Annotated in this window: 19 protein-coding genes and 1 pseudogene; 4 read left to right on the forward strand and 16 right to left on the reverse strand. The window is 26.0% G+C overall.

All coding sequences use genetic code 11. From position 1 onward, the window contains the following. The 5 genes and pseudogenes from ACFIJ5_RS10155 to ACFIJ5_RS10175 all read right to left on the reverse strand — a co-directional run bounded on the left by ACFIJ5_RS10155 (nucleotide 1) and on the right by ACFIJ5_RS10175 (nucleotide 3489). Nucleotides 1–939: an ABC transporter ATP-binding protein gene (locus ACFIJ5_RS10155; protein ID WP_379806632.1), complete on the reverse strand. Its 939-nt coding sequence runs from the start codon at nucleotides 937–939 to the stop codon at nucleotides 1–3. 119 nt (nucleotides 940–1058) lie between these two features. Next, on the reverse strand, nucleotides 1059–1484 hold the full coding sequence (locus ACFIJ5_RS10160) for a hypothetical protein (RefSeq protein WP_379806634.1): 426 nt from the start codon (nucleotides 1482–1484) through the stop codon (nucleotides 1059–1061). Between the two features lie 70 nt (nucleotides 1485–1554). Further along, nucleotides 1555–1659 (reverse strand): annotated as a pseudogene (locus ACFIJ5_RS10165) (hypothetical protein); the annotation flags it as partial. Nucleotides 1660–1661: 2 nt separating this feature from the next. Beyond that, nucleotides 1662–2318 carry a response regulator transcription factor gene (locus tag ACFIJ5_RS10170; protein WP_379806636.1) on the reverse strand — a complete coding sequence of 219 codons (657 nt, stop codon included), beginning with the start codon at nucleotides 2316–2318 and terminating at the stop codon, nucleotides 1662–1664. Next, entirely contained in the window at nucleotides 2305–3489 is a 1185-nt protein-coding gene (locus ACFIJ5_RS10175) for a sensor histidine kinase (RefSeq protein ID WP_379806638.1), read from the reverse strand. The genes ACFIJ5_RS10170 and ACFIJ5_RS10175 overlap by 14 nt, the downstream gene beginning before the upstream one ends. A 187-nt stretch (nucleotides 3490–3676) precedes the next feature. Here ACFIJ5_RS10175 and ACFIJ5_RS10180 point away from each other — a divergent pair, with 187 nt between their 5' ends. The 3 genes from ACFIJ5_RS10180 (at nucleotide 3677) to ACFIJ5_RS10190 (ending at nucleotide 6196) form a co-directional block, all read left to right on the forward strand. Continuing rightward, nucleotides 3677–4144, forward strand: a complete 468-nt coding sequence (locus tag ACFIJ5_RS10180; RefSeq protein WP_379806640.1) for a helix-turn-helix transcriptional regulator — start codon at nucleotides 3677–3679, stop codon at nucleotides 4142–4144. A gap of 96 nt (nucleotides 4145–4240) precedes the next feature. Beyond that, complete coding sequence (locus ACFIJ5_RS10185) at nucleotides 4241–4558, forward strand: hypothetical protein (RefSeq protein ID WP_404660408.1); 318 nt, start codon at nucleotides 4241–4243, stop codon at nucleotides 4556–4558. A gap of 432 nt (nucleotides 4559–4990) precedes the next feature. After that, nucleotides 4991–6196, forward strand: a complete 1206-nt coding sequence (locus ACFIJ5_RS10190; protein WP_379806644.1) for a phospholipase C — start codon at nucleotides 4991–4993, stop codon at nucleotides 6194–6196. An 80-nt stretch (nucleotides 6197–6276) separates the two neighbouring features. Here the strand turns inward: ACFIJ5_RS10190 and ACFIJ5_RS10195 are convergent, their stop codons facing one another. From ACFIJ5_RS10195 to ACFIJ5_RS10240, 10 genes are all read right to left on the reverse strand, one after another. After that, nucleotides 6277–7161 carry an SPL family radical SAM protein gene (locus ACFIJ5_RS10195; protein ID WP_379809587.1) on the reverse strand — a complete coding sequence of 295 codons (885 nt, stop codon included), beginning with the start codon at nucleotides 7159–7161 and terminating at the stop codon, nucleotides 6277–6279. A gap of 95 nt (nucleotides 7162–7256) precedes the next feature. Beyond that, complete coding sequence (locus tag ACFIJ5_RS10200) at nucleotides 7257–7898, reverse strand: CatA-like O-acetyltransferase (RefSeq protein WP_379806646.1); 642 nt, start codon at nucleotides 7896–7898, stop codon at nucleotides 7257–7259. Nucleotides 7899–8123: 225 nt separating this feature from the next. Further along, nucleotides 8124–9476, reverse strand: a complete 1353-nt coding sequence (locus tag ACFIJ5_RS10205; protein ID WP_379806648.1) for an MATE family efflux transporter — start codon at nucleotides 9474–9476, stop codon at nucleotides 8124–8126. A gap of 318 nt (nucleotides 9477–9794) precedes the next feature. Next, nucleotides 9795–10364: a TetR/AcrR family transcriptional regulator gene (locus ACFIJ5_RS10210; RefSeq protein ID WP_379806650.1), complete on the reverse strand. Its 570-nt coding sequence runs from the start codon at nucleotides 10362–10364 to the stop codon at nucleotides 9795–9797. A gap of 196 nt (nucleotides 10365–10560) precedes the next feature. Further along, nucleotides 10561–11298 carry a TraX family protein gene (locus tag ACFIJ5_RS10215; RefSeq protein ID WP_379806652.1) on the reverse strand — a complete coding sequence of 246 codons (738 nt, stop codon included), beginning with the start codon at nucleotides 11296–11298 and terminating at the stop codon, nucleotides 10561–10563. A gap of 144 nt (nucleotides 11299–11442) precedes the next feature. Next, nucleotides 11443–12612 carry a beta-aspartyl-peptidase gene (gene iadA / locus ACFIJ5_RS10220; protein ID WP_379806654.1) on the reverse strand — a complete coding sequence of 390 codons (1170 nt, stop codon included), beginning with the start codon at nucleotides 12610–12612 and terminating at the stop codon, nucleotides 11443–11445. Between the two features lie 342 nt (nucleotides 12613–12954). Further along, a complete protein-coding gene (locus tag ACFIJ5_RS10225; protein ID WP_379806656.1) occupies nucleotides 12955–14331 on the reverse strand; it encodes a M1 family aminopeptidase in 1377 nt (458 codons plus the stop codon). Between the two features lie 414 nt (nucleotides 14332–14745). Then, a complete protein-coding gene (locus ACFIJ5_RS10230; RefSeq protein ID WP_379806658.1) occupies nucleotides 14746–14934 on the reverse strand; it encodes a hypothetical protein in 189 nt (62 codons plus the stop codon). A 5-nt stretch (nucleotides 14935–14939) separates the two neighbouring features. Continuing rightward, nucleotides 14940–15380, reverse strand: coding sequence for a nucleotidyltransferase family protein (locus ACFIJ5_RS10235; RefSeq protein ID WP_379806660.1), 441 nt, complete (start codon nucleotides 15378–15380; stop codon nucleotides 14940–14942). Between the two features lie 121 nt (nucleotides 15381–15501). Continuing rightward, on the reverse strand, nucleotides 15502–16704 hold the full coding sequence (locus ACFIJ5_RS10240; protein ID WP_379806662.1) for an oligosaccharide flippase family protein: 1203 nt from the start codon (nucleotides 16702–16704) through the stop codon (nucleotides 15502–15504). Between the two features lie 279 nt (nucleotides 16705–16983). Here ACFIJ5_RS10240 and ACFIJ5_RS10245 point away from each other — a divergent pair, with 279 nt between their 5' ends. Further along, nucleotides 16984–19035, forward strand: a complete 2052-nt coding sequence (locus ACFIJ5_RS10245) for a methyl-accepting chemotaxis protein (protein WP_379806664.1) — start codon at nucleotides 16984–16986, stop codon at nucleotides 19033–19035. A gap of 73 nt (nucleotides 19036–19108) precedes the next feature. Here ACFIJ5_RS10245 and abc-f read toward each other — a convergent pair whose 3' ends face one another. Continuing rightward, on the reverse strand, nucleotides 19109–20782 hold the full coding sequence (gene abc-f / locus ACFIJ5_RS10250; protein WP_379806666.1) for a ribosomal protection-like ABC-F family protein: 1674 nt from the start codon (nucleotides 20780–20782) through the stop codon (nucleotides 19109–19111). Nucleotides 20783–21129: the final 347 nt, after the last annotated feature.

Raw genomic sequence — 21129 nt, forward strand, 5'->3', positions numbered from 1 at the left:
CTAATCCCTTAATTTTTTTCCTGTAAGTGAAAGAAATACTTCCTCTAATGAAGCCTCTTCTACATTAAATTTCTTTATCTTCTTGTTTTCTTTAGCAATTAACGTTAATAATTCTTCTAAATTAAACCTTGTTTCATCTATATGAATTAAAATCGTCTCATTTTCAATAAAACATTCTTTAACACCTTGAAGTTTCTTTATTTTCAATAAAATTTCATCATCATTTTCATCTAAAACAAACTTAATAGTACCATGTATATTTGCCATTGATTTAATCATTGATTTTGATCCTGAAGCAATTTCTTTTCCTTCATCTAAAATAAATATCTCATTACACAAATGCTCTATTTCTTCCATATAGTGAGAAGTATATAATACTGTTGTATTGTACTCTTTATTTATCTTTTTAATAAATTCAAAAATATAGTTTCTAGATTGAGGATCTACACCTACAGTAGGTTCATCTAATATAAGAATCTTAGGTCTATGCATTATTGCTACTGCTAAATTTAATCTTCTTTTCATTCCACCTGAAAATTTTTTAACTTTTACTTTTTTCTTCTCATTTAATCCTGTTACTTCAAGAGCCTCTGCAATTCTTTCTTTTAAAAGTTTTCCTCCTAGTCCATAAAAAGCTCCAAAATATTCAAGATTATCATATGCTGATAGTGTTTCCATTAAAGCTAATTCTTGTGGTACCAATCCTATAAGTTCTTTTGCTTTTATTGGTTGTTTTGAAATAGAGTATCCTCCAATAGTTACTTCTCCACCATTTGCTTTTAAAAGTCCTGTCATAATACTTATTAAAGTAGATTTACCTGCTCCATTAGGTCCTATAAGTCCAAATATATCTCCTTCTTTTATTTCAAATGATATATTATCTAAAACTAACTTATCATCGAATCTTTTTGTTACATTTTTTACAATTATATTGTTCATAAAAAATACCCCCTTAATTCTTCTAATTATATTTTAGAAAAATTAAGGAGGTATTGTTAGTACTAAGAGTAACTATTAAAAGTTACTTAAGTCACTTTTTGTTGCAGAAGTAATTTTTATTATATTTTCTTTGTAAAATAATTTGAAAAGATGATAACCAAAATTAATTCAATTACAATCAATGAACAAGCCATAATAATGATACTTTTATCTACATTCATAAATCCAAGAGTTATTATAAATACTATTAAAATATAATTCATAACTTTTGCAACCATATAACCAGTTTTTTCTTTTATTCTTACATTACGTTCATCATTAACTTCAATATTTTTTATACGTTTGATTTTTTCATCTTCAATAGAAGAAACAATTAGTGAATGAGAAAAGGTTCCTATTCCTAAAACTAACATAGCAGCTCCAAATCCAATACACAATCCTGATAACATTTTTGTACTTACGTCATTTAATACAAAACTACCAATTAATAAAAGTAAAACTCCTCCTATAGCTTGTAAAATAACTAAGACCTTTTTATTTTTCATTTTTATCACCCTCTATTATTTTATGGAAAGTATACTTTACATTTATATTGTATCATTTCAACATTTAATGTCAAGTATACTTTCCATATGTCAAACACATCATTGGCTCATTATGTCCAAAGGACATATTATAAACAATTGGCAGATCATAGAGTTTTAATTCCGATATAACCTTTTTTAATGTACTATATCATTTTTGAAAGCAAAAATAGTAAGTTGAGTTCTATCCCTAAGATAAAGTTTATGCAGTATATTACTTATATTGTTTTTTATAGTTCCTTCTGATAGAAATAACTTTTCTCCAATTTCCTTATTTGATAATCCATTAGCTACTTCTTTAATTATATTTATCTCTTTATCATTTAAATTGTTATTTCTTTTTATGTCCTCTAAATTACTTTTCTTATTATAATTTGTATTTTCATTAATAATTTTAGATGCTACTTCAGGATGAATCACCACATTTCCTTTACAGCATCCTTTTATAGCCTGATAAATTAAATCATAATCACTATCCTTTAAAAGATAGCCTGATGCTCCATATTTTAAAGCTTCATGAATATATTCTACATCATTAAAAGTAGTTAGAATTAAAATTTTTACACTTTTAAACTCATTTTTAATTAACTTTGTTCCAAGTACACCATCACATTTCGGCATTCTAACATCCATAAGTACAACATCTGGTTTTTCTTTTCTACACTTCATCAAAGCTTCTTCTCCATTAGATGCGGTATTTATAACCTCAATATCTTCGTAAGTATTAAGTATCATATTCATACCACTTCTAATAAGCTTCTCATCATCTACTACTATTACCTTAATCTTGCCCATACGTTCCCTCCTGAGAGTAAATTTTAAGCTTTTCAACTTTATCTAATTCTATTTTTACTAAAAATCCTTCTCCTAACTTTGTTGTATAACTAAAAACTCCCCCTATTTCTGTTACTCTTTCTCTCATACCCTTAAGTCCTACTCCTTCTAATACACAGTCACTACCTGTCCCATTGTCTTTTAATGTAACTGCCAATTCACAATCATTAAATGCCATAAAAATTTGAATTAATGTAGCTTTACCATGCCTTACACTATTAGCTAAAAACTCTTGAACTATTCTATAAATAACAAAAGATTGATCCGAACTTAAAGGCCATTTTTGTTTTGTAAAGGAAAGTCTAACGTCTACTCCTGTTAGCTTTTTAAAATTCTTTATAAGTTCTTCAATTATTAAAATCCCTTGATAATCCTCAAATTTTTTAGGTTTTATTTCTCTTACAGCAGTTCTGACTTCTTTTAAACTATTTTGAGTAAACTTTCTAAGCTCTTTTGTTACTTCTTTTGCTCCTTTTGGGTTGTTCTCTATTATTCTTTCAATAGCACCTAATTGCACTACCATTGTTGATAATGAATGTCCCACACTATCATGTATTTCTCTTGAAAGTCTATTTCTTTCCCTTAATAAAGTTAGCTCCTCTATTGAACTTGCATAAATCTCTAACTCCTTATTAGCACTCATAAGTTTCTCTTCTGATATTCTAAGTTTATCATAAAGTTTTTGTGCTTCAATTTTCCTGTCACTTTCATCTTGTATTAAATACAATGTAGCAATAATTACTATTAATACCGCCATATTTATAAATTTGAATTCTAAGCTTTCATTCGAAGAAAGTAATATTGCTTGTAAAATTATTGCTATATTAAATATGTGCTTTACTGGTTTTTTTAAGACTAAATTACTATCCATAGCACTTAAAATGAGATATATAATAAGATATCCTCCTATCCATTTATATGCAATGGCTATAAACAAAATTTCTATCATAAATGATATAATTTTCAACCACATTCTATCTAATGAAAAAAATCTTATTTGATTATTTGTTATAAAAACGAATATAAATATTATCATTGCTGGAGTTAAGGTTGTCCCATTTATAATTATTCCTATTATCATCATTAAAATCAAAAAATATCTTATAAAAATAAGTAAAGTTTTATTCCACATTTTTCCTCCTTATCATGCCTAAAATTTAGAATTTACACTGAGGACAGTTCATTTTTATTACTTTAATTTATATCTTTAATAGATTATATCATAGAATCTATTGAAATTTATTACATTTACTATTTACCATTCTACACTAATAGTGTAGAATTACACTATTAGTGTAGAATGGTAAGGAGTTGCTAAAATGACAAAAGAACAATTTATCGAAAAAATCAATTCAAAATTAAAACTTATAAGAAATGAAAAAAATTATACTCAAGATAGAATGGCAGAAATCATTGGAATATCTAAAAAAACCTTAGTTCAAATTGAAAAAGGAAGAGCAAGTTTAGGTTGGAGTGGAGCTATTGTAGTTTGTTTTCTTTTTAAAGATAGTGAAATTCTTAAAATGACGGTAGGAAATGACATAGAAGATATGCTTATATCTTTAGCTTTTGGAAAATCTGAAAGAAATTATTCAAAAACTATGGGTGGCAAAATTTGGTGGAGAGATATTAAAAAGAAAAGTAATTATAAAATTCAACAGAATAATATATCTGGACATTATAGAATACTAGATGAAAACAATCAAAGAATCTGTTCCTCTTTTGATGAAGACTACATAAACTCAAGATTAATAGAGCTATCTAAATTAGAATATACAAATAATTAAATTTGAAAGGATTGGTAATTTAATATGTTTTATTTTAAAAAAATAACCTATGTAATATTGCACATTATTATAATGTGTACATTATTATTTTCTTTAATGATATACACTTCTTTAAATAAAAATTTTCCCTGGTATGAACCTTGTGGAATACAATTCTTATCGATAATACTTATATCAGCACCTATATTATTGATTACTGGAATAGTACTTATGATTTTAAATAAAAAAAATATACTACCAAAAGTAAGTTCTTTAGTATCTTTTTACGCTTTAGCAGGAATTACTTTACCAATTATTATAGATGGTTCATTAAGTAAAATTACTATATTTACTGGTACAATTTTATGCATAGTATTTATTGTACTAACAGTATTAGTTAGTATTAATAATTTTAATAAAATAAAAAAAATTTAATAAAAGTATTACTTCAAAAAACACCTTTATGCGTTTGATTTTTACTCAAAATCATTTAGACACATAAAGGTGTTTTTATAATTTCTATCTTATACTTATTTACGTAGTAGTTATTTTTACCTTGAACCATTTAAAATAAGTTATATCACATAGGATTTAAATTTATGAAAACAAGTAATCTTTATTTTTTATGTAAACTTTAATCTAGTTTAAAATAAGGCAAATAAGATATTTAAAAAATTACACATATATTGTAAAATGTTAAAATTTGTTTGACAAAATCCATTTTTTTCTTTATAATTAATTACATAAATTTATTATTTTTTCATAAATTTATGATTTATAGTATAATAATGTAATAATTTATTAATTAACCAAACAAACTTTATTTCTAATAAAAAATTTTCAATAATATTGAAAGGAGATGGAATTATGGTAAAAAAAATTAAATCTTTACTTTTGGGACTCTTATTAATTGGTGGTGTTAGTATTACTTCAACTCAAAAAGCTTATGCTTGGAATAGTGTTAATGATGTAAATACTATGGATTCCCACAAAACTATTTCTGTACAAGCCTTAGAAATTATAAAAAACGATATGCCAAATGATTCAAAACTACTTAAAAATCTAAACATAATAGAACAAAATCTGAACCTGTATAAAAAAGGTTCTGTAGCTCCAGACTTTGGAAAAACAGGTGTAGATAAAGACTATTCTCAATATCAAGATCATTTTTTTAATCCATATACGGGAAAAAACTATACATATGAATCTTGGTGGTATCTACCAGAAAAAATAGATGATACTGCTGAATCTCAAACTAGAAACTATGTATCACAAGCAATAGGACAATGGAAAGATGGTAACTATGAACAAGCATGTTACACTTTAGGTAAAGCAACTCATTATTTTGCTGATTTGAATGAACCACATCATGCTAGTAATTTAACTGCATTAAACCCTAATTCTGGTCATTCAAAATTCGAAAAATATGTTGATACAATCGCAAATAAATTATTAATTAATACTATTGGTGATGATAAATCAGAATATAACGTAGATAGTACTAAATGTTTAACAGATTTTTTAACTACTCAATCTTACAAATATGCCAAATTGGCTTATGCTCAATCTTCTAATGTATTAATGACAAATTCATGGGATGATTGGAATAAAGCTGCTGACATATGCTTTAAAAATGCAGAAAGAGGCACTGCTACAGTTGTTTATAGATTTTTAAAAGAAATAACTTATGGTGGACAAGCTGTAAAACCCCCTATTGGTAAATTCCATGTAGTAATAAAAACTGCAAATGACTCATATGCCGGAACAAATGATTACATATATTTTGGTATGGAATTAAATGATGGAAGAAAAAAAGAATTATACTGTAATCTCCCTGGAGATGATTTTGCAACTGGTACTACAGGTTGTTATGAATTTGAAATAAGTGACCCTACTTTTGATCCAACACAAGTTAAAAATGTATGGTTACGTAAAGCTAATTTTTCTATTAGAGATGATTGGAAACCTGAAACTTTACAAGTATACATCCAAGGAACTAGAGTTTTAAATAAAACCATAAATCAATGGATTAAAAATGAAACTTATAATATTCCTGTAGACGGATTAAAATAAAATTAAAATTGGGGACGGTTCATCATTTTTTACTTTTAATTCAAGTAAAAATCATGAACCGTCCCCGAAAATACAAAATATCAAAACAAACTCATTTGATTTACATCATATTGTTTTTTATATCCAGAAATAATATCTTTCATTTTATATAGTATACCTGCCCTATCACACTCAACTTTAAAAAGCTTTTTCAATTCAGTTGACCGCTTTGAATTACACTCATAAGAAAATCCATATTCTCTTATATATTTTTTAGTTACACCATGAAAATGTTTATCTAATTTACTAAAAAAATAATCTCTTTGATTTTGTCTAAGTGTTACTCCAAAATAAGGATAAATAAATTTTGCACCATTTTCTTTTGCTAATCTTATAATTTTTAATATATTCTCATCACTATCCTCTATAAAAGGTAGTACAGGCATTAATAATATTCCTGTAAAAATACCATTAGAAGAAAGCTTATTTATTGCTTCAAATCTTTTAGATGGTAAACATACCTTAGGCTCTATTATCTTACACAAACTGTCATCTGCACTTGTAACTGTAATTTTACAAATAGTCGGTGAATGTTTTTTTATTTCTTTCAAAATATCAATATCTCTTGTTATAAGATCACTTTTTGTAGCTATGGAAACACCAAAATTATATTTATTTATAAGTTGTAATGCACTTCTAGTAAACTTATACTCAGCTTCAAAAGGATTATATGGATCTGACATTGAACCTGTACCAACTACCCCTTTTTTATGTTTGTACCTAAGTTCATTATTTAACATTCCAACAGCATCCTTCTTAGCACGAACCGTGTCAAAATCATTGATTTGATAACATTGGCTTCTTGAATCACAATAAATACATCCATGACAACACCCTTTATATATGTTCATATTGTAATTTACTCCAAACCAATTTTCATTATTTGTCCATGCTGATAATATCTTTTTTGCAGGTATAAATTCCAACATCATCAAATCCTTTCTCTGAAATTTATTTTTATTTAAGAAAACAAATTAAAACTTCTTACCGAAATGAAAGATTTTTTATATGATATATGCCTTTATTGTCCTAAAAACAAACAAATATCTTGTATTTCTTTAAATAACATTGATGTATGATATCCATCTGCAACAGCATGATTAATTTGAACAGTAAGCGGCATTTCAAGTTTACCATTATTATTTACAAACTTTCCCCATGTAATTATAGGTGCATAAAAATTAATATCAATAGGAACATTCAAATTAAATCCTGTATAATTTAGCCATGGAACACATGAAACGGGAAAACTGTTTGGTTCTGATTTTACTATTTGAAACCCTTTTACGTCTTTATACTTTTCCATATCATCTGTAATATTTTTATAAAATGTTTCAAAATCAGAATCATATTTAGTAAAAGCACAAGAAAAAGTCTTATCATCTTCATGAAATATAGTATATGATGCTGAAACTTCATCATAAAAACCAAGATTACCATCTTTATCAAGTGCCATTCTAAATTCTTTCATACTGTTAACAGCTTTTGTAACTATGTATATAAATACAGGATAAAATTTTAATTTTTTTTGTTTAACATTACAAACAAGTTTTGTTACATCAATATTTGATGTTAAACTGTATGAACAATTATCGCCCTTATCATAATGTTGGAAATGCTCTCGTCTTTCCCATTTATTCATGTCAATTATATTAAACTTCATACTACTACCTCACTCCATTTATATATTTTTACCCAATATATTTGTAAATTAAATTCTACCATCATTATATTACATATAAAAAATTAAACCAATAATCTATAAAAAATATGAAAAAATATGGGGACGGTTCATTGTTTTAATATCAAATCAAAAGTAAAAACTTAAGAAATTAATGAACCGTCCCCTTATACTATATATACTATAGATTATGATTAAAAGGCTTATCTATTTTACATTTGATACTGCCTGAAATTGTGTATGTTCTCTTTTTAATGATACTTTAAAATATAAAATACCTGCTAAAGATGCTGCAACATGACTTACAAGTACAGCAATCCAAATTCCATTTAATCCTAATGATGTTATTGATAGTAACTTCGCTAATGGCATACGAATAATAATATAGTAGAAAATCATCAAAAACATAGCTGCCATTGGCTTTCCAAAACCATTTACTGCTCCAAGAACACAATTAGTAACGGTATTACAAACATATCCAACCGAAATAATTGAAAAATAAACTTTAACCAAATTTTCAACACTTACACCAGCTCCAAACATTGAAGCTAAACTCTTTGAGAAGAATACTACTGTTATTGTTAATATAATCAAAAATCCACTTCCCAATAGCATTCCAGAACGAAGATATTCTCTTGCTTTTTTTGTATTTTTAGCTCCAAAACATTGTCCAGTACAAGTAGTAATTGTCATATTGAGAGCCATAGCAGGATAGAATAAAATTGTTTCTAATTTTCCTGAAATACCAAATGCAGCTATAGGTAATACTCCAAATCCACTTACTAAATAAGTAATAAAACTTGTACTAATTGCAGGAATACTTTGTTGAATAATAGATGGTATTGCTTTTGCCACAAGTTCTTTAAAAACTTTTCTATTAGATAACTTAAAATCAATTGTGATTAATTTTTTCTTTATGATATATACAATCATAATAAACATCATAATTCCTTGTGAAAATAATGTTGCAATTGCTGCTCCTTTTATTTCCATCTTATTTATGAAAATAGGATCTATTACTACATTGAGTAGTGTACAAAGAATAATAGAAATCATCTGCATAGTTGTATTTCCAAAACTACGTAATACAGCATTAAAATATAAATACATAAATACAAAAATATATCCTAATATATATATAATAAAATAATTTTTTGCCATAGAATATATCTCAGGTGGTGTATTTAAAAGATTCAAAATGATGTTTACACCAAATTCACAAATAATTGTTATAGCAACACTAAAAACAATTGTTGCTGTAAAGGAAGTAGAAATTACTTTATTAATACTATCCTTATCTTTTGCTCCAATATGTTTTGATAATAAAATTGCTACAGCATTGGTAGCACCCATTGCAACAGATGTAAACAAAAGTATAGGTGGCGTTGATACAGTAAGAGCTGCCATTGCTTTTTCACCAAGTAAATTTCCAATCCAAAGGCTGTCAACGATATTATATGCCATGTTAAATATAAAAGCTATCAATAGTGGAATTGTAATTCCAATTAATTTTTTTGTGGCATTACCTGTTGTAAAATCTTTCTCTAATTTCTTATTCACTTTAATCTCTTCTTTCTATATTTATTATTTTTAATGACCATTATTCAATGACTTTGGTTCACTCATTTAGTATTTTTTTACCCTAATAAAATATTACCTAGCAGCAATACTTTATTAGGGATATTGTATCCACTGTCATTATTCTAATAATTTTTTTCATAATTGATTTGATTAAAAATTACTTATTCAACTTTTGCAGTAAAAAAATACTGCTTAGCGAAGGGAAATGATATATTGCGTAAGAAACATTTAAAATCAATTAAGAATTAATAATTAAAAATGAATAATGAAGGTTGATTTTTGCTTTAGCAAAAATCTTTATACTCCTAGTACTGAATTTATAAAGGAACGAATTTGTTTAATTTTTTTATCCATAGGAATATTTTCACATGATAAAACTCCAATTTGTCCATACATTATAAAATAAGTTGTCATTTCAACATTTTCAATATGTATTTCCCCTTTTTCAGAAAGCTTTAATAATTCTTTATTAACATGTGGAATTAAATATTTTGCAATTTTTATCATAAGCTGCTCATGTAACATTTCATTGCCAAGTTTATGATAAAAATTATGATATTTGCTACTATCATCTTGGCTTTGCATTAATTTAGTCATATCATCCATACGTTTCATTAATGTTTTTTTATCATTACAAATTACACTTAAAAATTTTTCTCCACATTCTTGTGCATACTGTTCCATTGCAGTATCGAAAAGTTCTTGTTTAGATTTAAAATAACGATAGCATAAACCTTTTACTACATTTATCTCTTTTGCTATATCAGCCATAGAGGTTGCCTCATATCCTTTAGTATAGAATAATCTCATTGCAGCATCTAATATTTCTTGTTTACGAACCTCAGGTGCCTTTGAAATTCGTACCATAATATCACTCCTCCTTCTTGATTACGAATACAGTATAGCACTTGAATGAATTAAAGTCAATGAACCAAAGTCATTTATTTTTTAGTGAGCATTCATCTCATTTTTTTCATCTATCAAAACAAAAATTTGGGGACGGTTCATTAATTTTTTTTGCTTAAACTAGTACAAAAATTAATGAACCGTACCCAGAAAAGTTCTATTTTGATGTAATGTAATAACCTATTACATATATTATCCATAGATGTACTGGATAGAAAACATAAAACAAGTATTTTGTAAATTTTGTATTTAATCCACGTTTGCCATTGTACATAAGGAAAAATGGAAAGGCGAAAACTTGCATCCATTGAATATCAAAGAAAAACAAACCATAAACATTAAATTCAGGATTTGTTATAAACTCTGGTAATGATAATCCTAAAGTTAATATTAATGATGTTATTATATACATAATAATCATCTTGCCTTTTTTATCTCTGAAGAAATAAAAAACCAAAGTCATAACTACTCCATAAATACTAGCTTCTGTAAGTACTCCTAATATGGCTATTCCTATTGCTGCTATAATAGATACAATACATAATTTTTTATTTTGTTTATTCTTTTTAATAAATTCAATAGCACTCATTAATACAACTGCCATTGCTAATGATAGAAATATATTATTATGCAATCCACCTTCTCTATTAAATAACATTACAACTATTTTACTTCCAACAAACATAACCAATGACCAAGTAAATAATCTAATAGCATATTTTTTTCTATCTCTTGTATGAAAAAATCCTTCTACTACAAAGAAAAAGAATATTGGTGCTACTATTCTTCCTAAATAATTAAACCAAGACGGCATATTAGGAATGTACGAATATAGATGATCTAAAACCATTAATATCATTGCAAAAATTTTTAATTGAAAGCTGTTCAATTTCATACAAATACCTCCATAACCTTCATATAAACTATTTTTAGTACAAATTTGCACTTATGATTACGGATTAATTGTACATTAAGTTACATCTTATAACCTATCGATTTTCATTACAGCTTTCTTACAATCATGTAATGTTTTAATATTTTACCATTCAAAAGTATTTTTTACTACTATTTCATTATTTTCAATCATCACTTTTCCCATAGCAATAACAGTATTTATGTTCAAATCACTTTCATTAACTATAACAATATCAGCATCATTACCTTCTTCTATTTTACCTTTATATTTCAGTTTTAAATTTTGGGCCGGATTAGATGTAATAACTTTAATAGCATCAGTAATCTCAATATTTTCTTCTAATATAGCATCTCTAACTTCTTTATATAAGCTGCTGCTTTTCCCTATTTCAATACCAATATACTTTCCATTTTCATCAAATTTAGGCAAGCTTCCTTGTGCATCAGAACTAAAGGAAATATTACTTATATTTACACCTTTGTCTAACATTATTCTAAGAGCTTTACTAGATTTTATCTCTCCTTCATCTAAAAATTTTTCAGCAGTACTTGTTGTAAAATCTATCAGACCACCATCCTTAGCATATTTAACAGCCTGTTTAAATAATGAAGCATTTCTTCCCATATGTGTTGGTACCACCTGTGATAAAGGTATCTCTGTTTCCTTTGCTAGTCTATATAAATAATCTAATTCTAATTTACCATCACCCATATGAATATTAACAATACCTGCTTTACCTGAAAGCATTCCTCCAACTCTAGCTTCTGAAACTAAATAACTAAATTCTTCAAAGCTTGGATGAAAAGATCTATGGTCTGATAATGCAACTTCACCAACTCCAATAATTTTGTCTATTAACAATATATCTTCTTGTATACTATCCATTAAAGTTTTTACAGGAATTTTGTACGAACCTGTATATACAAAAGATGTTACTCCTTCTTCTTCAAGACCTCTGGCTTTTGCAATTAATGATTTCATGTCTCTAGTTACACCATCAGTTCCCAAACATCCAACAACAGTTGTTACCCCTGCAGTAGTTAAATCTGTAAGTCTTATTTCGGGTGTTCTTGTTTTATAACCCCCTTCTCCACCTCCACCTAAAACATGTACATGAGAATCAATAAAACCAGGGAACACAAGTTTACCTTCTGCATTAATAATTTTTATATCTATATCTTTTATTTCAATATTATCTCTTATATACCCTATTTTATTTCCACAAATTAAAATATCTTTAACACCTAAATATTTAGGTGCAAAAACTTTACCACCTTTAATAAGTTTTAGCATAGCATTAACTCTCCTTTCTTCAGATAAATTTTAAATCTAAATTATATAATACATTATACAATGTTTTAATTATTATTAACTCTCCTTTCTCAGCTGAAAAATGGCTGCTACTATTGTGAAAGTTGAATTATGAATAAACTCATAAATTTTTTCAAATAAAATATTAGTTTACTTTTAAATTTACTTTACATAATTTTTGTTAAGTTAATTATTTGTATAAATTTATTTATAATTTCAAAAAAGTTGACGATTCATATTTTTTCTTTGCTATTTAACAAAGCGGGGGACGGTTCATTTTTTTAGTTTTAAATTACAACTAAAAAATGAACCGTCCCCATTATTTTATTTAGCTTTTTCTATAATAATGGATAATTTAATTCCATCATATAAATATTTTGATGACTCTACTCCATATATCCATTGTTCAAAAAACTTGTCCAAATTAATACCTGATGCTTTCTGCGCTATTTCTTGAAAATCTTTAAAATCTACTTCTTTACCTTTAAATTCATATAAAAATCTTCTTATAATTTTATAAAATTTTTCATTTCCCACAATTTCATTAAGCACATATAATACCCACGGTCCCTTAGTATAACTATTTTCACCTATTTCAAATTTTCCATAATCATATATTGGAGTATTATAATTTATTTTATCTTCATTTACACTCATTTTGAAATATTTTCTATATAATTCCATTTTATTTCTGTAAAATTTTTCTCCATTAAATTCTCTTATTGCAAGTGCTTCAAAATATGAGGCAAAAGCTTCATCAAAAAATCTAGTTGATTTTACTTTATATTTCGGCTTTGCATTCCATGCATGTCCGATTTCATGATATAACTGAGTTATTTTTTTATTATTACCTGAAAATGAATCTTCCTCCATAACTATGTAATTATCACCTGCCTGCGAGCCATATGCTGTTTTTGTCTCTATAACAGAAAAATAATTATTTTTAGGATAATCTCCAAATACATTTGAAAAAAAATCAAAGGATCTTTTAATTTCATTTTTTATAACATCTTCCGCATTAACTTTATCTTTTGGAAATACAAATATCTTCAAATTCATATCTTTATCTTCTACCAAAAAATACTGTGAAATAGCAATATCAAATCTCCAAGTAGGTGAACTACTTATGTATTTAAAAATATTTCTATTTCCCTTAGATACAGTTTCTTTTAATATTCCTCCGCAAGCTGCAGTATAATTTTTAGGGACATCAACAGAAATATTATAAGTAAAATTATTTCTATAGCTTTTTAAGATATTTTCATAAGATACTTCTGATATTATGGGATATGCAAGACAATCAGGACGTATAATTGAAAATTCTTTACCTATTTTATCTTTAACATACATCATTAAATCTGAATATCCATTAATACTTCCTTCATATTCAATATATAAATTTATCTGTTCACCTCCATTTAAAATATTATCAACATCAATTAAACCATAGTTTACATAAAATTCTTGTTGATCTGCAAGAGAAATAATTTGTTGTTTAAAATTTATTTTCTCATTATTCTCATTTTTTATATCTTTTATTTCAAGGTCCTTATACAGTAAAATTGGTATTTTATTACAGCCCCTATTTCCCTTATTTTTTATACATAACATTCCCTTAACATTGAATATACCCTTTAGAGGTTCAACTTTAAAAGTTAAATCATAGTTTGAAATACCTAAAAAATCTGTTATCTTTTCCACAATCCTTCCCTCCACATACAAAAAATTCTATGATATTTTGAACTATTTTTTCATAACAATATTACAAAATATAGTAAATATTTATTGTAAATTCAAGTTTCACAGGCCAAAAATATTCTATAGCATATATGTTTCTCCCCACTCACCTTATTAATCTATAAAATTCAACTTATAAATTAATAACTCAACTTTCGCAGGACAAAATATTGCCTAGCGAAGGGAAATGATATATTGCGTAAGAAACATTTGAACAAAGTTTACAAGTTCTTAGCTTTACGAATTTGAAAAAAGTTATTTTTTAATTACTGATTCCTACGGAATATTAATTAAAAAATCTTTTTTCAATATGAGTAAAGCTTAGAACTTGTTACTGAAGTGAAAGGTTTCTAAGCAAGATATCATTTCCCGTAGCGGCTATTTTTCACCTGCGAAAGTTGAGTTAATAATAAAAGATACCAATTTTTCTATTTCTTCAAAGGACGAATTAATATGTAGTGCATTCTCAAATACTTTGTATGCACTTTTATCATTATCCTTGAGCCATCTTAAAGATTTCTTAGGTCCCAAGTACCATAAACCTTTTATCCCAAAATATATCTCCAAACTATCTACCAGTAACCAATGATATCTAAAGTTACCCTCAATATCACCTTTTTTGCCCTCTTTACCATCTTCATTAACCAGCTCTTTTGAAAATTTATCTCTTTCTCACTTAATTTCTTTGGACCATTATTAAAAAGTTTATCTATATTTTCTAATAATCTTGAACATAAATCTTTTTCATCTAAGAGAATTTTTCCACCTTTGATATGTAATAATTCTTCATATTTCGTCATCTTATTTGTATTGTATATCCATGCATCAAGTTGCCTTCCATCAACTACAGTAGTGTTATTCTCTTGGATTATATCATCACCAAAACATATAATATCTATATCACTTTCGTCTGTATAAGCGCCATTAGCAAAAGATCCATATAATATTATTGAATGGCAATTGTATTTTTCTTTTAAGTAATTTTTAATATTTTGAAGTATGGCTTTTTCCATAAATAAATCCTCCTTTAATTTCGATAAATAGTAATATCATTTAAAGGTTTTTATGGTTCCATCACATTTTCCTCCTTATATGTTATATAATAGCTAAATATTTGTAATCTACAACTAAAAATCACACAACTCCAAAAACTTTTACTTTTAATATTTTCTTTACTATATAATACCCTAATACATTTGAAAAAATTACTGTTATCATACTAGCAAGTGCTGCTCCTGTAATACCACTAATAGGTATGAAGAGTAAATTTAATGCTGCATTTATTGACGAAGCTAAAATCTTACCTACCATATTAGCTTTAGTTCTTCCTGTCATTATAACTATATACCACACACTTCCTACAGCTGCATTTACAAGTTGTCCTATTCCTCTATATATAACAACATACTGTCCTTTAATATATTCATTTCCAAAATAGCCTAGTATATCATTTCTAAAAATAATTATAACCAAAATTATTATACTTGATAAAACAGTAAGGATTCTGGCTGATAATTTATACATCCTTCTTAGCTCATCTAAATTTCCTTCATGATAAAGCTTGGCAACTATAGGAGGAAATATTGTATTTAATACAGTTAGTAAAATAGCTGGGAAGGTTGCAACCTTTGCCGCTACACTATATACAGCAACAGCTTCTTTGTTTAACATATTTCCTATCATTATCATATCTATGTTATTAATTATTACTGCCATCATTGAACCAACAATTAAAGGTAGTGAATACATTATTACATTTTTATTCATTGCAAATTTACCAAACATTTTTCTCTGTTTTATAAAATAAAAAATAAAAGATACTACAAATGATAAATATGTGGCCATGATTATATTTGAAAAACTAACTCCAAATAAATTGAAAAATAACCATACAAGAATAATTTTCAATACAAGACTTGACAATATTTTAACTAAAAAAAATTCCTTTATATTTTGTTTTGCCCTATATATTGCAAAAAATATATTTTCAGCAGACAAACACCATATCATAGGAAGCATTAACCTTACTGTACTATCTCTATTAAAAATAAATAATATCAAAATAATAACTAAACTTGCTAAAAAATTCAACACAAATGAAGATGTAATATATTTTTTACCTTCTCTTGGTATAAAATAAAGAAGTCCTGTATCTAATCCTAATGATGCTAAGAAAATGGTCATCATAACTATTGAATTCCCATATGTATACTGACCTAATATACTAGCTCCATATAATTTAGTAACTACAAATGGGAATAATATATCTAGTATAAAGTTAGCTATATTTCCTATAAATGATTCTAAGAGCTTCTTTGAAAAATTTTCAATGGCCATATTTAAATATCCCCTTACATATAATATTCATCCATATTTTTCATTTAAACATTACATATTATTTTTTTAGATGTAACTATTATGTATTACAGCTCAATTATACCATAAACTACTAAAAAATTTGGAACACACTCATACTTTTTCTTATTCTACAAGTCACTTAAATTATCATAACTTAATATATTAAATTATAGGAAAGAAAATATATATTTTTAAACATTAAGAGATTAAATCAATTATTTTAATAAAAAAACAAAAATCAGTTATGAGGTGAATTTAATGAAAAGTATCAAAAACAAATTGATATTTTGCTTTTCAATAACTATAAGTTTTATTCTAATATTAATATGTTTTTTTAATTATAATACAGCAAAACAAAAACTTCTTAATGAATTTGAGCAAAAAGAATTAATAAATACTCAAAAAATATGTAAAGATATTGATAAAACTATGAAAAGCGTTGAATCAGAAGGAAATACTGTTGCATCTATGAGTAAAAACTTAGAATATAAAAAAGATAATTATAATGACGTAAAAATATATTTAAAAAATTCTTTAAAAGATATATTAAATCAAGATGATAACCTAGAAACTGCATATACTTTTTTTAAACCTAACATGCAAATTAATAAAGAACTTCCTTATGTATGTATTCTTAGAGATAAAAATAAAAAACCTTCTTCTTTTGAACCAAATACTATAGATGAATTTAAATATTGGGAACAAGATTGGTATAAAATAGGAATGAATTCAAAAGATTTTACTTGGACAGAACCATACTTGGAAGAAGCTACTGGAAGAAAACTTATTTCAGGAGTAAAAATTTTAAAGAATATAAATGGACAACCTATAGGAGTTTCAGGTATAGATGTTAATTTAAATAAGATTCAAGAAATAATGGGAAGTATAAATTTGAAAAATGAAGGATTCCCTTTATTGATTTCTAAAGAAGGCATATATATCTATCATCCTAAATCAGAGTATATACTAAAGAAAAATATTGGTGATGAGCAAAATGTAATTCATGAATTATACAATAAAATCAATAACAAAGAAACAGGATTTGAAATTACTGATTATGATAAAGAAAAACATTATGCCTTTTATAATGATATTGAAACTACAGGATGGAAACTAGTTATTTTATATAAAAAATCAGCTATAATTAGTCAACTAAATAATATTTTAAAAGTAGATATTATACTATTGATTATAGGTATAACATCCACAATTTTGATTTCCGTATTTTTAAGTAAAAATTTATTAAAAACTGTTGATAAAGGAATAGAGTGCTCAAAAGCCTTATCAAAAGGTGATTTAACTAAAACTATAAATGTAAAAGAAACCGATGAAATTTCTATACTAATAAAAGCTATAAATAACTCTTCAAAATCTATAAGAAACATTATTTATTCTATAAAAAATGACATTGGAGAACTAAATAAAATCTCTAAAAACTTACAAATAGCAAATCATAGTGTGGTTTCAACTGGAAAAGATATTGATACACAAATTAAAAAAGTAAATTCTGATATATCAGCCCAAAATAAAAAGATAAATAATATTTATGAAAGCTTTGATGATATAAATATTCATATGCATAAAATTTATAATATGTCAAAAGAAAATATTACTAAAACAGATCATAGTGTTGAAGTCATAAAAAGAACTAACGGATTAATAGAAACTTCAGTAGAAGAATTAGATAAGATTATAAATTTAGTTAATTTTGCTGTGAAATCTATAAAAAATTTAGAATATAGAACAAAACAGCTTGAAGAAACATTATCTATGATTAGAGATATTTCAAAACAAACTAATCTTTTATCATTAAATGCAAGTATAGAGGCTGAAAGAGCTGGAGAAGCAGGAAAAGGATTTTCAGTAGTTGCTCAAGAAGTTCGAAAACTAGCCTCATCAACTAATAGTACTCTCAATGAAATGGAAAAATTAGTACTAAAAATAAGAGAAGAATCCAATGAAACCATACACACTATGAACTTAGATATAGAAAATACAGTATCTAAACTAAGTTCTATAAAAGATACTCAGTATAATTTAAATTCTATTGTTGGAAACTTAGATAATTTTCAAGAGTATTCTAAAGAATTAAGTTGTATGATACAAGAACAACAAACTTTTAATGAAACGGTAAAAGAGCTCCTTGAAACAATAATACAATCCTCAGATGAAATACAAAATTCTACTGAAGATATGCTTAAATCTATTATGGAACAAGAAGATAAAGTTGAAAGTTTATCAGAAGACTCTAATATTTTAAATTCCATTTCAAAATCACTAGAAAATTTAATAGCAAAATTTAAAATTTAATAAGTGAAGTCAGCTATTTAGCTTTTAGCTGACTTCTTTCACTACAGATAAAACATGGGGACGGTTCTTTAATCTATCTTGTATTATTTTGCAATTTCTTTAATTTTTTTATCTTTTCACATATATCAAAATATTCTTTTTCTATAGTTTCCTTTTCATTTTTCTTACAATTTAACAATTTGAAAGATAACTGTGCTAAAGTCATTTCTAGGTTTAGAATTTGTTCTTCAATATTAACCTTTTTCATTTTAGAAGGTTTCTGTTTTTTATTTAAATAATAATTATATCCTCCTAAATACTTGCATAATCCATTGTTAGACATTTCCCATATTTCGTCAGCCATTTTTTTTATAAAATATCTGTCATGAGATACAAAGAGTATAGCTCCTCTATAGTCCAATAACGCTTCTTCAATTACTTCTCTAGAAGAAATATCAAGAAAATTTGTAGGCTCATCTAATATTAGTACATTGTGATTCTGTAAAATCAACTTTAAAAATGAAACTCTTGCCATTTCACCAAGACTTAGGTTTCCTATTTTCTTGTATACATCTTCTCTCCTAAACATCATACATCCTAATAAAGTACGTATATAACTTTGATCTTCATTTATAATTTTTATTTCGTCAAGTATAGTATTTTCAAAATTTAAATTTCTTAATTCTTGTGAAAAATATCCTATATTTGCTGAAGGTGAACTATATATATTCCCTTCTACATTTTCTTGGCCAATAATAGCTTTTAATAAAGTACTTTTTCCTACACCATTTTTACCTAATACAGCTATTTTTTTGCCTTTACAAATATTAAAATTTATATTTTGGAACAATATTTTATCAAAAGATTTACACAAATTCTCTACTCTAATCAATATTTCACTTGTTTTATCACTACTTTTATCAAATTTCATATTTATTTTCTTTTTTTTCGAAGGTTTATCTTTTTTATCCAGTTTTTCTAACCTAGTTATAATCGCCTTAGATCTTTTAGCAATTTTAGCAGCTTTATGCCTTTTAAAATCATTTTGAGACATATTGTTATATCTATTTGACCTTTCCATATGCTTTCTAGCAGCTATTTCAAGCTTTCTCTTTTCTTTAACATATTCACCATACTCTATCATATTTTTTTCATATTCAAGTTTTTTTTGCTCTGCATAAAAACTATAATTCCCACTATATTCTTTAAGTTTTTTATCTTTAAGTTCAAATATTTTAGATACTGTATTATCTAAAAAATATCTATCATGAGTTATGACAAGTACAGCACCTTTAAAATCTTTTATAAATTTTTCAAGCCAAATAATAGAATCATAGTCTAAATGATTTGTAGGTTCATCTAATATAAGCAGTTTAGGATCTTCAATAAGAATTTTTGCCAAATAAAGTTTAGTTTTTTCACCACCACTTAAAGTAGATATTTTTCTATTTTCAATATTTCTTAAATTGAATTTACTCAGCATCTCAAAAAATTTTTCATAATAGTCTGTTGACTTCATAAAATCAGATACTCCAGTATCTTGATCAAAAATAAGTTCTTGAGGAAGATACCCAAAAGTATCATAAAACTTAACTTTTCCATCATCAGCTTCTATTTTCCCTACTATAGTTTTAAAAAGTGTAGTTTTTCCTACTCCATTATCTCCTACTACTCCTATTTTATCTCCCTTATACATTCTAAAAGAAATATCTTTAAGTATCTGTTTTTCTTTTATATATTTAGTTAAATTTTCAACATTAATTATCATAATAACATCCCCTCTCAAAATCCTTAAATAGCAAAAAAGCCATAGGCTTAAATCCCATGGCTTTAAATACAACATATACAGTTTAAATAAATGTATAAAAAACCATGGGCAAAAAATACCCATGGCTATATTACAAAAAATATTATCAACTTCATACATATAACATAATTTTTAAAATAGGGTACTCGCCTGACAAACAAAATCATTATATGAAATTTTAATTATGCTAATTTTATTTGTCATAATGCTCATTAAACTGTACCTCCACTGTATTATATTTCTTTATATAACATATTAACATAATTCTAGCATACTAAGGAAACATTTTCAAGTAGATTTATAAACAA

The organism is Haloimpatiens myeolchijeotgali, from assembly GCF_042688525.2.
Classification (GTDB): domain Bacteria; phylum Bacillota; class Clostridia; order Clostridiales; family Clostridiaceae; genus Haloimpatiens.